Here is a 13,004-nt window from a genome sequence, read left to right as displayed (position 1 = left end):
GCATTTGATACATTGATATGATGAGTTATAGCAAAGCGTACAAGTGTGCGACGCAACGAAAGTTTAATGCTTATTTTGAAGGTTGGTTCATAAGATTATTCCAACACATTACACATAAAACCACGTTCTTTTAAAACAGTGACAACATTGCAGGAAACAAAATTTCTTCCTTCTATGCGTAATACCTTATCGCAATCATCAAGGTCGAAATTTATTTTATTCCCCGGAAATGCCTGCTGTAAAAGGCTTATGAGTTCATCAGCCTGTTCAGATGCCTGAACATTTGTTTTAAAAACTTCTACCATAGAAATACCATTCGGTTAGCAACTAAGTCTCAGTGAGAAACATGTTAATTCGATTCGCAAAGTGTTTTCAATTTTCCAAGCCCGGTATTGTATTTGTCGCCGATCATCTTATCCATATTCATAAACAATTGCATAGTATTCATTGGATAAGCATATTTACCATCAAGACTCCAGGTGACTTTTGTACTGCTTCCTGCATCTGAAAGATTTATGTATGAATCAGCTTCGCCATCGAAAGGCTTTATAAAATGTATATGTGTGTCAAAGCTGTTTGGCTTTTCAGTTTTTGATATTGTTTGCACACCCATGCCTACATCGCTATTACCTTCCCATTTATAAGCCGCACCAATCGTGCCATCCTGACCTTCATAAGTAATTTTTACATTGGGGTCTGCCTCAATCCATGGGCTCCATGAATGCAGACCATGCAGTGTACTTGTGTTGTCCCATACTTTTTCGCGTGGGGCATTGATCGTTATATCCCTTTCAACATGATATGTTTTTGGCAACACCAGGCCTGCTATCAATACAAATACAATAACTAGTAAAAGAATGACACCAATGATCTTAAGAATTTTTTTCATACCGGTTGTTTTGGTTATTTAATTTCTCCTGACAAGATGATGTTAAGGTAAGAAAATATTTCTTGTTATACTATCCATATATACAGGCTGGTTACTGCTTTAATCTGTAATGTAAACCAATAACACCGCAACCGAATTTTTTTGAAGTAATAAGTTCTAAAGCAGTCCTGCTTTGTATCTTAGCAAATAATGGAATTCCCTGTCCCAATAAAACGGGATTCACAAAAAGCCAATATTCATCAATCAGGTTATGCTCCATTAAAGTATGCGAAGCTGATGGGCTGCCAAAGATCATTATGTTCTTTCCGGGTCGTTGTTTTGTTTTATTTATTTCATCTGGAATATTATTGCCAATAAATGTTGTTTTATTAGCCTGTTTGTTTTGCATTGTTTTTGAGATCACGATCTTTTCAACACCATTATACCAGTTGGAATGTTCAATATCATGTTTTGTTGCATTATGTTTATCTGCTGCTGTTGGCCAATAGTTGTCCATCATTTCGTAAGTTACACGCCCGTATAATGCTGTATCTGCTTTGTCTGTAAATGTGCCAACAAGGTCAAACATCTCATCATCAAGCTTTATCCAATCCATTTCTCCATTTGGTCCTGCCACAAAGCCATCAAGCGTTGTGTGCAGGCAAATAATTATTTTTCTCATTTTCTTCTTAAAATTTTTTTTACTGGCGTTTTTGATAATTGATCATCCATTTTATACCAAACTTATCGGTAAGTGAGCCGTAGTAAGCTCCCCAAAACATATCCTGCAATTCCATTTCAATTTTACCGCCTGCAGATAAACCATTGAATAACCGTGTAGCTTCTTCTCTGCTATCAGGACCAATACAGATATAAAAATTATTGCCTGTTGTTAATGAGAAGCCCATTTGTTCAGGCGCATCAGTTCCCATCAAAATATTATCTTTTCCTATGGGTAAAGAAACATGCATGACCATGTTAGCTACACCGGGCGGTAGTTTATCTGCATCAGGTGTATCTTTAAAACGCTGCAGCATGGTAAACTCTCCACCAAATACTGACTTATAAAAATTAAATGCTTCTTCTGTATTACCTGCAAAATTCAGGTATGGATTAATGTTCATATAGTTTTGTTTTATAGTTAGAGAATTTATTTGCCGGCTTTTGTGCTTCCTGGCAGCGCCTGTTGTGTCACTCACTTCAACACCATTGTAGTAATCAGCTTATTTAGCGTTTCAATTTTGCAAATAATGTTTACTATTTAGTTCACTAAATATATTTTTCAATTGTCTTGTATGTCTTTGTGTATGAAAGAGTACAAAATACAGTAATTCAAGTTTTGTTATTTCACCAAAAGCCGGATGCCTAATGGCTTCAGAAAGATTGGCGCTTTTACTGGTTTGTCTCAATTGCTCAATGGATCTTTCCAGTTCTGAAAATACTTTAGCTTTTTCATATGGCCCTGCCGCTGGTAAAATAAATTCAGGTGATTTGAATTTAATTGTATAATCAAGAAAAGTATTTTTCAATTCCTGCACTCTTGCATCTGTATCTCTTGTTATTTTTTCTCCGTCAAGCTTCATGGCTTTTGCAATGCCATTGTTAGATTTAGTTATATGCACAATAACCTGTGCTGCTGACCAGCTTCCCTCGTGCGGAATTTCATTGATCTGTTCTTCATCAAATTCTTGGATCACTTTTAATAATGCATCAGTTGTGCTGATAAAATCTTCCAGGCTTTCAATAGAACGTTTTACTGCTACCATGCAAAGCATTTCTTTATCATTTTTATAGATCTCGATAGCAGGCGTTTGGTTGTCTGCTCTTTCATCTTTCATGATCTCGGTAAAAACATCCTTAATGCAATTTGTTTTGCTCATCCAGTCATACACAGGAACGGATAGATAATCTCCTTTTTCTACGGTGTATTTAGTGCATTCGTATTTTTCTGCTTCGCCTTCTTTTTTTTGTTCGGCTGCGGCAATATAGGTTATGTTGTTTTCTATGCACCAGCTAATACCATAATAAGACCGGTGATCATCCTTTGGCAATATTTTTATTAACGCATCAAACGCTTCTCCAATACCATCTGGAAAACTGTTTACTTCATTACCAAAGACAGTTATGTTGTGGGGTATATGATAAATTTCCATAATTATTTATTTAGTATTACAAACCTACTTTCAATAGCTGAATAGAAAAGGGTGCAAATGCGCCAATCTAAGGTGTTGATTGCGACAATGAGTTCTTTTATATTTGTGTAACAAAATGCGGTTGTTTATTGCTGAATAATGTACAAGCTGTACAAGGGTGCGACGCAACGATGTTTGATGGCAGCATTATTGCCTGGTTCATAAAAATATAATCTCTGTTTAAATTATACAACATATGAAACACGTTTCAATACTTATTCCACACGGACATACCAGCATGGTAAACATTGAAGGCACACACCAGATAATGAACGAGGTTAATTCCATACAGGCACGCATGGGTAAACCACCATTGTTCAAAGTGCAACTGGTGGGCATTGCAAAAGAGATAAGCCAGCGCAATGGTTTGTTTAGTATAAGTCCTGATGTGTTGATAGATGATGTGAAAAAAACTGATCTTATTATTGTGCCTGCGATTTATGGAAGCCTTGAAGACATCATGAAAAACAACGCAGCATTTGTTCCATGGCTATTGGAGCAATATAAAAAAGGTGCAGAAGTTGCGAGCCTTTGTATTGCTTCTTTTTTTCTTGCTGCCACAGGCTTGCTAAATGGTAAACAATGTTCTACGCATTGGGTGGCTGCAAATGATTTCAGAAATTTATTTCCCGACGTAAATCTTGTGGACGATAAGATAATGACAGAAGATGATGGCATATACACAAGCGGCGGTGCTTATTCTTTTTTAAATCTTATGTTGTACATCATAGAAAAATATGCGGGCCGCGATGTGGCAGTGATGATAGCCAAAACTTTTATGATAGATATTGACCGCAATAGCCAGTCGCCATTTATTATGTTCCAGGGACAAAAAACCCACGAAGATGAACCCATAAAAAAAGCGCAGGAATTTATTGAAAGTAATTATGATGAAAAGATTACGGTAGATCAGCTGGCTTCTATGCTGGCGCTTGGCAGAAGAAATATGGAGCGCCGGTTTAAGAAGGCCACTGCCAATACTGTTACTGAATATATTCAGCGTGTAAAAGTAGAAGCTGCAAAAAAGAATCTTGAAGTGGGCAGGAAAAATATCAATGAAGTAATGTATGAAGTTGGCTATTCTGATACAAAGGCTTTCAGAACAATCTTTAAACGTATTACCGGTCTGTCGCCTGTAGAATACCGAAGCAAGTATAATAAAGAAGCAGTGATGATGGCGTAAAGCTGAACGTTATTGATAGTCTTTACTTATTGCTTTGTGTGTAAGCAAAGACGTGGCAATATTATTATAGAAGAAAAATTTTTTTTGAGTCAGGCGATAGTTTTTTATGGCATCGCCTGTTGTGTCACTCACTTGTACGTTCTGAAATATGAGTTGATGCTGCATTATGTGTGGCCCGCATTTTAAATTCCGGCATTAATGTTATTAATGGGTAATGAATTTTCGCAGCAAAACTTGTCGCATATGCTTACAGCTAATAAAACAGGTATTGCCAATGTTTAGTAACTCCCAACTTCTTTATAAAGGCTGAAGCTGAAGGTTTAAAGCCAGATAGTAACCCCTCTGACCGGACTGATTCAAATAAAATTTCAAATGTTGATGTTTATTTCGTTACTCTAAACATTAGCAATACCATAGCAGTTGATATTTTTTAATCCGCAGGGCTTTTTATGAATGCTAAAATATCAGCATTGATTGTTGCAGCTTCTGTCGTTGGCATTCCATGCGGAAAGCCAGGATAAGTAATCAATTTTCCATTCTTTAAAAGTTGAGCAGCCTTTAACGCTGTAGTGCGGTATGGAACTATCTGATCGTCTTCACCATGCAGCACCAGTACAGGTACATCAACACTTTTAAGGTCTTGTGTAAAGTCTGTTTCTGAAAATACTTTTATACAATCATAATGAGCCTTTATTCCGCCCATCATTCCCTGGCGCCACCAATTATCCTGAATTCCTTTTTTGATATTTGCTCCTGTTCTGTTATATCCGAAAAATGGAAATGTAATGTCTTGATAAAATTGTTGCCTGTTAGTTGCAGTATTTAAACGGATATCATCAAACACCGCTAAAGGCACACCATCAGGGTTATTTTCATCTTTGATCATGTAAGGTGTTACGGCACTTATTAGTACCACTTTTGCTACGCGGCCTTTGCCATACTTTGCGGCATAACGGATGGCTTCTCCGCCACCGGTTGAGTGCCCGATGTGAATAGCATTTTTTAAATTTAAAAAAGTAGTTAGTTCTGCTACATCTGCTGCATAGGTATCCATATCATTACCTGTGGCGGTTTGGGTAGAACGTCCATGCCCCCTGCGGTCGTGAGCAATAACCCTAAACCCCTGATTTACGAAATACATCATTTGTGCATCCCAGTCATCGCTGGATAATGGCCAGCCATGATGGAAAAAAAGTGTTTGCCCTGTTCCCCAATCTTTGTAATAGATTTCGGTACCGTCTTTTACTGTGATCCTGCTCATGTTTTTAATTTTAAATTTGATAAAATTTATTTGAAAATTGAATGCCTCTATTTAAGGTGTAAACGTAGAAATCATACTATTTTCTCATGGTACTGCATCAAACCGGTTATAAAGTCACTTATGCCTGAGTTGCTATATTAATATGCAATGTGTTTGTAAAAAAAACGAAAACGGACATACTGCAAAACATCCTGAATGCTTGTGAATAAAAACGACAGATAATTATAAAATTTGGTTGTGTAACAATGACCTTTGTTAGCGGCTGTTATTCAATCCTATTGCCATTTTATAGGCCATTGCAGCGTCTGGAAGCGGTGTTAGATTATCTAATAAAATATTGTAAGTTCCTTTTTCTGATAGTTCGTCAGCAACTCTTTTAATTAAAGCTAAAGTAGCTTTCATCAAACCGGAACCCAGGCTTAAACGGGCAACACCTAAATCCTGCAGTTCACGTACAGATAGAGGTGATCCTGCCCCAATCGTAGGGTTTGCAAGAATGTTAATGGGGGCATTAATTTCTTTAACCAATGTTGAAATCGTCTCTTTATCCGACACAGGTTGTACAAATATGCAGTCGGCACCGGCTTCCCGGTATTTATTACCACGCTTTATTGATTCAGATAATTTCTCCTGCGGTGTACCTGGCAAAACATAAAATGAATCCGTTCTTGCATTAATTACTAAATGAAACCCCAGTGAATCTGATAATGCACGGATGGCTGATATTCTTTCACAAAATTCCATCTCGTCAATTAGTACCGGGTTTAAATCAATACTATCTTCAATGTTTATTCCAACAATTCCTGTTGCAATTATCTTTTGAACCGAATCAATTATCTCATTTAAATTATTTCCATATCCGGCTTCTATATCCACCGTTACCGGAACATGTACCGCATTTACTATCCGTGTAATAACTTCAATCATTTCCGGCAATTGTATTACCTGGCAGTCGGGATAACCTAAAGAGGCGGCTATTCCCATACTGGTTGTTGCGATTGCTCTATAGCCACATGCTTCTATTAATTTAGAACTTCCCGGGTCCCACGAGTTTAACAGAACCAGCATTTCTTTGTCCTGATGAAATTTCAGGAACAGTTCGGCTTTTTCTTTTTGAATATTTGAAACCATAATATGGCTGCTTATTGATGTTTAATATACTGTATCTGACTTCTCATTAAATAACCACCAAAGTTCATCGGCTTTCTGCTGTGCTGGAATTCTGTGTTCGGTCAGCTTGGAAAAGGAGCCGATTGGAAAAGCAAAGTACAAAATATATTCTACTGTTCATCTGCGTTCCGTCGCCGATTATGTAGCTGATAAGAGATTTGATTTGTTGATGATGTTTTTTACGTCAGTCAGCATAGCAGAAAACTGCTGTTGGCGGTAGTTTTAATCCACTTGCTCTAATCCAAATGTGTCAATCGGTGGAGCATAATTGTAACCAAATTCCTTTTGCCTTTCCAGTAGCGCCTTCTTACTTATTGGTGTCAACCCACTTTCTTTTATTAAGTCGGTAATCTTATCCAAGTCAGCAATAACAGCGTCGGTATTAGTAAAGGGGTAATAGTTCAAATGTCTAAGGAAAAATGCAGGAGCAAACCGTGATAAAATTTTTTTGCTTGTCCAGAAAGTTTCTTTGTACTTGCTGTTTAAGCTATTCAAAAGTTCTTCGTTTATAGTACCCTTTTCAAAGTTGTTGACCAGAGGTTCAAAATAGCCTACGATGACAATATCACCGAAACTGAAAAACCCTTTTGACAGCTTGTTCCAATCGTAATAAATTCTAAAAGCCGTTTGGTTTCTTTCTCCTATAAGCCCCGTGTAGTCCTTTTGTTCTTCCACTTCAAAACCTATAGCCAGCAGATGTTGAAAAAGTTTTGATGAAATAATTTTTCTATGTTTTTTCTTGCCTACTTGGTCAAGAACATAAACAATCGGTGTCACTAAGATTGTTATGCCTGCAGCATACACAAAGGCTTTATCTAATCCTTTTGTTCCAATAAGTCCTAACAGAAAAGTGATGATGAAGCAAACAAGACCTGCAATGAAATAAGGGTTACCGTCAATTCTGTAGGTTTTGTCACCTGTCTTTTTAATTTGAAGTAGCATCTTTAAAAATTACCGCCAGCATTTATATTGCTGAAATAAATCTATAAAAAATTTTTCGTTATCAATATAAATTTATTTCGCAAATGCAATTGTCCGCTTTCGGTTTTAAATATTCATAAACGTTTAATTCGCTTTATGCTGCTTAACGATCTTTTGTAAAAGAGCGCGACGCAACCGGTGCTTAATAGCAGTAATGCAGCCAGGCTCATAAAAAAATACGCAGCACAATAGTTATATTTGATTTGAATAAACTGCTGCTATATGAAACTGCTTCGATACCTGACTGTACTATTCTTTTTATTATTCTTCCTTGCATCAAATGCCCAAAGTGGCAATGACCCTAAATGGTGGAAAGAAGCGATCGTTTATCAAATTTATCCACGCAGTTTTAAAGACAGTGATGGTGATGGGGTAGGAGATTTGAAAGGAATTATTTCCAAACTTGATTATATTAAAAGTCTTGGTGTTGATGTGATATGGCTGAATCCTGTTTATCAATCGCCTAATGATGATAATGGTTATGATGTAAGTGATTACCGCAACATCATGAACGATTTTGGAACCATGGAAGATTTTGATGCGTTGCTGAAAGGCATGCATGACCGCGGCATTAAGCTGGTGATGGATCTTGTGGTAAACCATAGCAGTGATGAACATGAGTGGTTTAAACAAAGCCGCAGTTCAAGAGAGAGTCCTTATAGAAATTATTATCACTGGTGGAATGCGGAAAGAGGAAAGCCGGCGTATCGTTATAGTTTGTTTGATATAAATCATGATGCATGGAAATATGATTCTCTTACGAATGCATATTACCTGCATTATTTTAGCCGCAAGCAACCTGATCTAAACTGGGAGAATCCAAAGCTGCGGCAGGAAGTGTATGACATTATGAAATTCTGGGCTGATAAAGGTATTGATGGGTTCAGGCTTGATGCATTTGGCTTTGCGGCGAAGGATACCACTTTTCCTGCTTTTCCTGAAGGGTATGAAAGGAATTTTATGCAATACTATTCCATGCAGGGTAACCTGCACGGCTATATAAAAGAAATGTATAACCAGGTATTCAGCAACTATGATGTGATGAGTGTAGCAGAAGGTGCAGGTAATTCTTTTGAAGATGCACATAATCTTGTAGATGCAGATCGCAAAGAACTGAATATGGCTTATGCTTTTGAAGGTGTTGATATTGCAAAGCCGGATGGCTATAGTCTTTTACATTTTAAGGAAGTGTTCAGTCGCTGGGATAGTGCATTTGCCGCAAATGGATGGTTGTCTGTTTTTCTTGCCAATCACGACCAGGCAAGAATGGTAAGCAGGTTTGGAAATGATGCGCCGCAGTTCAGGGATGTTTCTTCCAAGATGCTTACAACGTTTATCATGACGATGCGTGGCACGCCTTATTATTATAATGGTGATGAACTGGGAATGACAAATGCAGGCTTTACTAAAATTGAAGATTACAGGGATATGCCTACGCTGAATGAATATCAACATCAAAAAGATATTGGTGGCGATATGCAAAAATTTATGAAAGAAATACAATTCAGTTGCAGGGATAATGGCCGCACACCTTTTCAATGGAACAGCAATAAGAATGCGGGTTTTACAACGGGCATGCCATGGATAAACGTAAATGCTAATTATAAAATTATCAATGAAGCAGCGGAAGAAAAAGATCCTAATTCTGTGCTTAATTATTTTCGTAAGGTTGTGCAGTTGCGCAAGACAAATAAAACACTGGTGTATGGCAAATACACTTTGCTTGATAAGGATAACCCAAACATATATGCATACACAAGAGAAATGAATGGCAATAAAATATTGGTGCTGCTTAATTTCTCAAAAGATGTTGCAACTGCTGAAACAGGCATTGATCTCTCTAAGGCAAAACTGTTGATCAGCAATTATGCAAAGCCTTCTATGAATGAAACATTGCAGTCTTATGAAGCAGTGATCTGGCAGGTACAATAATTTTTTTGTTGATGAACTCTTGTTCTTCGTGGCATCTTCGTTGTGTCACTCACTTGTACGGTCATCACTTTTATAAGCAAATGAATCTTTGTTATTTCTTATTTATTTAAAGGGTATAAAAGTCTTAGCGCATTAAATACGGCCTGGTGTGTAATTGTTGCGTGATCTTCCTGTGGCAGATAATCAAAATAAACGGTAACGCTTTTGCTTTGTGTTTTCTTAATTTTCTCCGCTAATAAATTTGCATCAACTTCCATAACATGTGGTGTAACGCCGGGTCCAAGGCCTTCTTTGCCTACACCAATATAAATGTCTGTTTTCTCTTTAAAAGTATTTTGAAGTATTTCAGATTGTATGTTTAGCAAAGAACCATTATCCCACCAAAGGCTGGGACTTATTATAATATACTTGTTGAATAGCCGTGGTTTTTTGAGCAGTATTTCTGTTGCCAACAAACCGCCTAAAGATTGACCAATAATTGTTTTTGAAGTATTTGTGTTGAATGTTTTGTCAATATATGGTTGCAATTCTTTTTCAATAAAATTGATAAACTTTTCTGATTGGCCGGTTGTAGGATATTTTTTAAAATCTTCTGTAATGGTTGTTGGGTAAGTAAAATCTCTTTTCCTGTCTACATTCGCAATGCCCACCACTATTGATTTTGGCACCCTGTTTATCCAGGGAAAGTTGTTAAACTGGTACAGGCCCGTGATATGAATAAAATCTTCATCTGCTGAACCATCAAGTAAATAAACTACAGGATATCTAGCGGTATCTGCCCGATCGTAACCTTCAGGAAGATATATATTCAAAATTCTTTTTTCAGATAATTCAGCAGATTGTATTTCGTGAATTTCTCCCAGAATAAACGGTTTTACTTTTTTCTGTTCTGCATTTTTATTTGTTTGGCCAAATAATATTGTTGTGCAAACAGTAAGTGCCAAAACTGTTGTTAGTCTTATTGCTTTATTCATGTATACACTATTAAGATTGCAGAATTTTTAAATAAGCTATCCATGGCCCCACATCCTGCTTATATTGTTTTGCCATCACTCTTGATATCTGCGCTATATGATTCAGATCATGCACAACCCATGTTGAAATCAACTGTGCCAGTGTAACTTCTCCAAATGCAGGATGAATGCCTTTTTGTTCCAGATATTTATTTGTAAGTTTTTTTGAACGAAGCAGTTCAATATTCTTTTGGCGCAATAGTATAAACTCATTCAAAAGTTCCTGCAATGGTTTTCCTTTGTTTTCTTCAAATTGTGCAAAGCGGTCAAACGATTCAAATGTCTTATCGGGTTTATCAGAAAGAATAATTTCTGCTCTTGGCATCCAGTCAGTCTTTTCTCCATAAATAAGATGACCTATAACATCGTACACGCTCCATGTTTCTTCTCCTTCGGTGTTCGAGGTCCAATCATCTGAAATGTTTTGCAACATCGTTTGAAGAACTAATGGTGTGCGTTCCAGGATTTCTATTGATTTCTCTAAAGAAAAATTCATTGAATGCTTTTGTGTGATTCAAAGTTAGAAAAATAGTATAAGCATAATTGTATTATCAATAAAATGATATCAGGTGATCGTGCGGGTATTAATGCCAATCCGTAATTTTCTTTTTACAAGCCACATATCTATACTCCAGCGACAGGAAGGAAATGTTGCTAATGCAAAACATGCGGCAGAATCTGTAAAAACACTATAATCAAGTGGTGATTTAACGCCATAAGAGTAAGCCATCGATAACGCAAAACTTAGTGTTAAGCAAGCTGCACCTAAGCTTGCTATTTTTAGTTTAAAACCTGTTATCAGCATCAAAGCAAATAAAATTTCTAAAACTGTTGAAGCAATAGCACACAAAGAAATCATTGAATATGGCATAAATGAGAGTACTTCTGCAGTGTAAGAAAGAAAGCCATTCCAGCCCGATGATTGTTTGCCCCATAAATTTAAACGGGAAGCCACAGCTGATAAAAAAGTAACCGCCATTGCTATGCGCAATAACAGTATACTTATATCCTGGTATTTTTTCATTGAATTTTGTTGATAATGATTGTAGTGAATAATAAATTTTGCTAACGCGCTGCAAGTGGAACAGAAAGTACAAGCGTGCGACGCAAGAAAAGTATAATGCTTATACTGCTGCCGGGCTCATTATTTTATTTTTCTAATATCTCTACTTCCTGTGGAACAATGAATAGAAGTTCACAACCTGTACTTGTTGTTACTGCATGTTTAAAACCTGGCGGCGTGTATAAGTAATCACCTGCATGTAGCAACGTGTCATTCACCAAACAAGTTCCCTGCATAACAAATATTTCTTCACCGCCTGGATGGTTGTGATATGGATATTTTGCACCTGCATCAAACTTTAAAAGAATACTTGGCGGTCTTTGCTGCTGCTCATCAAAACGCAGGATCTTTACATAGATACCTGACGTATTTACACCTTCTTCCCTTAAAGGGTTCCATTCCATATTGCCTGTACTGGCAATGTAATGCTGCATGTTTGTGTTCATAACGTTTGTTGTTTTATACTTTGATTATTGTATAACAAAGGTATTTTCAACATGCAGCTATAACCATAGACGATCTTTAGAAAAGCATGTAAGATTTATAAAGCGTAGTTGCTTTGATATGTTTTCGGGGCAATGCGTGTATGTTTTTTAAAGAAGTTGGAAAAATAAAACGGGTCATTAAAACCAAGTTTGTAAGCAACTTCTTTTACAGAAAGATTTTCATAAGTAAGCAGGCGCTTTGCTTCAGATGCAATAAGGCCGTAAATAATATTCTGCGCTGTTTTGCCTGCATGCAGTTTGGCCAATTCATTTAGTTTAAGTTCAGTGGTGCCAAGCATTTTTGCAAAGGTTGAAAGTGGGTAATTGTGCTCAAAATTTGATCTTACAGCTTCCAGAAATTTCAGGAACAGCGCATCTGGTTTCCATATCTCATCACCACGCGCAACCTTTGCCCTGTTAATAGTTACCAATATTAATTCTATACGTGAATGCACAGAAATAAGATATTGGTAAGGTTTATTTAAAAGTTCTTCAGTGATGTTTTGCAATTGAGTTTCCATTATATTTTTATCAACCGCAATAATTTCATTCATTGCAAAATGGCAAAACAAACCATTGTGAAAAATTAGCTCAATGTCTTTATCATCTTTGCAAAAAAAGTCTAATGTAAATTCAAGTACAACTCCTTTTGCTTTTGCCGTCTTGCTGATGGAGTGTATTTGTCCCGATGTTATAGTAATGACTTCTCCGGCATGTATGGTAAATTCTTTTTCATCAACACGCATGCTTATTTTTCCTGAGGTGCAATAAAGTAAAACGTACCTCATGATACGCCTGGCTTTATTTAATGCATCGGCATTTTCTATGGTGGTTATGGTTATCAACGGCGCTAATA

At 36.8% G+C, this 13,004-nt stretch carries 15 protein-coding genes; 2 read left to right on the top strand and 13 right to left on the bottom strand.

What is annotated here, in order from left to right; genetic code table 11:
• Nucleotides 1-95: 95 nt before the first annotated feature.
• From FRZ67_RS04095 to FRZ67_RS04075, 5 genes are all read right to left on the bottom strand, one after another.
• Complete coding sequence (locus FRZ67_RS04095; protein WP_147188314.1) at nt 96-305, bottom strand: hypothetical protein; 210 nt, start codon at nt 303-305, stop codon at nt 96-98.
• Between the two features lie 44 nt (nt 306-349).
• On the bottom strand, nt 350-889 hold the full coding sequence (locus FRZ67_RS04090; RefSeq protein WP_147188313.1) for an SRPBCC family protein: 540 nt from the start codon (nt 887-889) through the stop codon (nt 350-352).
• 91 nt (nt 890-980) lie between these two features.
• Nucleotides 981-1,550 (bottom strand): dihydrofolate reductase family protein, encoded by a 570-nt coding sequence (locus tag FRZ67_RS04085; protein WP_147188312.1) that lies wholly within the window; start codon nt 1,548-1,550, stop codon nt 981-983.
• Nucleotides 1,551-1,569: 19 nt separating this feature from the next.
• Nucleotides 1,570-1,992, bottom strand: a complete 423-nt coding sequence (locus tag FRZ67_RS04080; protein WP_147188311.1) for a VOC family protein — start codon at nt 1,990-1,992, stop codon at nt 1,570-1,572.
• A 111-nt stretch (nt 1,993-2,103) separates the two neighbouring features.
• A complete protein-coding gene (locus tag FRZ67_RS04075) occupies nt 2,104-3,021 on the bottom strand; it encodes a DinB family protein (RefSeq protein WP_147188310.1) in 918 nt (305 codons plus the stop codon).
• Nucleotides 3,022-3,256: 235 nt separating this feature from the next.
• On the opposite strand from FRZ67_RS04075, the gene FRZ67_RS04070 reads away from it, so the two are divergent.
• A complete protein-coding gene (locus FRZ67_RS04070) occupies nt 3,257-4,243 on the top strand; it encodes a GlxA family transcriptional regulator (RefSeq protein ID WP_147188309.1) in 987 nt (328 codons plus the stop codon).
• A 430-nt stretch (nt 4,244-4,673) separates the two neighbouring features.
• Here FRZ67_RS04070 and FRZ67_RS04065 read toward each other — a convergent pair whose 3' ends face one another.
• From FRZ67_RS04065 to FRZ67_RS04055, 3 genes are all read right to left on the bottom strand, one after another.
• Complete coding sequence (locus FRZ67_RS04065) at nt 4,674-5,504, bottom strand: alpha/beta fold hydrolase (protein ID WP_147188308.1); 831 nt, start codon at nt 5,502-5,504, stop codon at nt 4,674-4,676.
• 255 nt (nt 5,505-5,759) lie between these two features.
• On the bottom strand, nt 5,760-6,635 hold the full coding sequence (locus tag FRZ67_RS04060; RefSeq protein WP_147188307.1) for an isocitrate lyase/PEP mutase family protein: 876 nt from the start codon (nt 6,633-6,635) through the stop codon (nt 5,760-5,762).
• Between the two features lie 261 nt (nt 6,636-6,896).
• Nucleotides 6,897-7,616, bottom strand: coding sequence for a hypothetical protein (locus tag FRZ67_RS04055; RefSeq protein ID WP_147188306.1), 720 nt, complete (start codon nt 7,614-7,616; stop codon nt 6,897-6,899).
• A 261-nt stretch (nt 7,617-7,877) separates the two neighbouring features.
• Here FRZ67_RS04055 and FRZ67_RS04050 point away from each other — a divergent pair, with 261 nt between their 5' ends.
• Nucleotides 7,878-9,587, top strand: coding sequence for a glycoside hydrolase family 13 protein (locus FRZ67_RS04050; RefSeq protein ID WP_147188305.1), 1,710 nt, complete (start codon nt 7,878-7,880; stop codon nt 9,585-9,587).
• A 98-nt stretch (nt 9,588-9,685) separates the two neighbouring features.
• Here the strand turns inward: FRZ67_RS04050 and FRZ67_RS04045 are convergent, their stop codons facing one another.
• The 5 genes from FRZ67_RS04045 to FRZ67_RS04025 all read right to left on the bottom strand — a co-directional run bounded on the left by FRZ67_RS04045 (nt 9,686) and on the right by FRZ67_RS04025 (nt 12,936).
• Complete coding sequence (locus tag FRZ67_RS04045; protein WP_147188304.1) at nt 9,686-10,561, bottom strand: alpha/beta hydrolase; 876 nt, start codon at nt 10,559-10,561, stop codon at nt 9,686-9,688.
• Between the two features lie 10 nt (nt 10,562-10,571).
• Complete coding sequence (locus FRZ67_RS04040; protein WP_147188303.1) at nt 10,572-11,096, bottom strand: DinB family protein; 525 nt, start codon at nt 11,094-11,096, stop codon at nt 10,572-10,574.
• Between the two features lie 69 nt (nt 11,097-11,165).
• A complete protein-coding gene (locus FRZ67_RS04035; RefSeq protein ID WP_147188302.1) occupies nt 11,166-11,624 on the bottom strand; it encodes a DoxX family protein in 459 nt (152 codons plus the stop codon).
• 125 nt (nt 11,625-11,749) lie between these two features.
• Nucleotides 11,750-12,109, bottom strand: a complete 360-nt coding sequence (locus tag FRZ67_RS04030; protein WP_147188301.1) for a cupin domain-containing protein — start codon at nt 12,107-12,109, stop codon at nt 11,750-11,752.
• 95 nt (nt 12,110-12,204) lie between these two features.
• Nucleotides 12,205-12,936, bottom strand: coding sequence for a helix-turn-helix domain-containing protein (locus tag FRZ67_RS04025; RefSeq protein WP_147188300.1), 732 nt, complete (start codon nt 12,934-12,936; stop codon nt 12,205-12,207).
• Nucleotides 12,937-13,004: the final 68 nt, after the last annotated feature.

The sequence above is a fragment of the Panacibacter ginsenosidivorans genome (assembly GCF_007971225.1).
Classification (GTDB): domain Bacteria; phylum Bacteroidota; class Bacteroidia; order Chitinophagales; family Chitinophagaceae; genus Panacibacter; species Panacibacter ginsenosidivorans.
The sequence above is the reverse complement of the archived record's forward strand: the minus strand, read 5'-3'. Positions and strand labels throughout refer to the sequence as shown.

What these genes read in the sequence shown, in the direction of transcription:
- FRZ67_RS04080 (WP_147188311.1), bottom strand. Translation starts at nt 1,992, where the DNA reads ATGAACATTAATCCATACCTGAATTTTGCAGGTAATACAGAAGAAGCA.
- FRZ67_RS04090 (WP_147188313.1), bottom strand. Translation starts at nt 889, where the DNA reads ATGAAAAAAATTCTTAAGATCATTGGTGTCATTCTTTTACTAGTTATT.
- FRZ67_RS04050 (WP_147188305.1), top strand. Translation starts at nt 7,878, where the DNA reads ATGAAACTGCTTCGATACCTGACTGTACTATTCTTTTTATTATTCTTC.
- FRZ67_RS04085 (WP_147188312.1), bottom strand. Translation starts at nt 1,550, where the DNA reads ATGAGAAAAATAATTATTTGCCTGCACACAACGCTTGATGGCTTTGTG.
- FRZ67_RS04040 (WP_147188303.1), bottom strand. Translation starts at nt 11,096, where the DNA reads ATGAATTTTTCTTTAGAGAAATCAATAGAAATCCTGGAACGCACACCA.
- FRZ67_RS04095 (WP_147188314.1), bottom strand. Translation starts at nt 305, where the DNA reads ATGGTAGAAGTTTTTAAAACAAATGTTCAGGCATCTGAACAGGCTGAT.
- FRZ67_RS04070 (WP_147188309.1), top strand. Translation starts at nt 3,257, where the DNA reads ATGAAACACGTTTCAATACTTATTCCACACGGACATACCAGCATGGTA.
- FRZ67_RS04045 (WP_147188304.1), bottom strand. Translation starts at nt 10,561, where the DNA reads ATGAATAAAGCAATAAGACTAACAACAGTTTTGGCACTTACTGTTTGC.
- FRZ67_RS04030 (WP_147188301.1), bottom strand. Translation starts at nt 12,109, where the DNA reads ATGAACACAAACATGCAGCATTACATTGCCAGTACAGGCAATATGGAA.
- FRZ67_RS04060 (WP_147188307.1), bottom strand. Translation starts at nt 6,635, where the DNA reads ATGGTTTCAAATATTCAAAAAGAAAAAGCCGAACTGTTCCTGAAATTT.
- FRZ67_RS04075 (WP_147188310.1), bottom strand. Translation starts at nt 3,021, where the DNA reads ATGGAAATTTATCATATACCCCACAACATAACTGTCTTTGGTAATGAA.
- FRZ67_RS04055 (WP_147188306.1), bottom strand. Translation starts at nt 7,616, where the DNA reads ATGCTACTTCAAATTAAAAAGACAGGTGACAAAACCTACAGAATTGAC.
- FRZ67_RS04035 (WP_147188302.1), bottom strand. Translation starts at nt 11,624, where the DNA reads ATGAAAAAATACCAGGATATAAGTATACTGTTATTGCGCATAGCAATG.
- FRZ67_RS04025 (WP_147188300.1), bottom strand. Translation starts at nt 12,936, where the DNA reads ATGAGGTACGTTTTACTTTATTGCACCTCAGGAAAAATAAGCATGCGT.
- FRZ67_RS04065 (WP_147188308.1), bottom strand. Translation starts at nt 5,504, where the DNA reads ATGAGCAGGATCACAGTAAAAGACGGTACCGAAATCTATTACAAAGAT.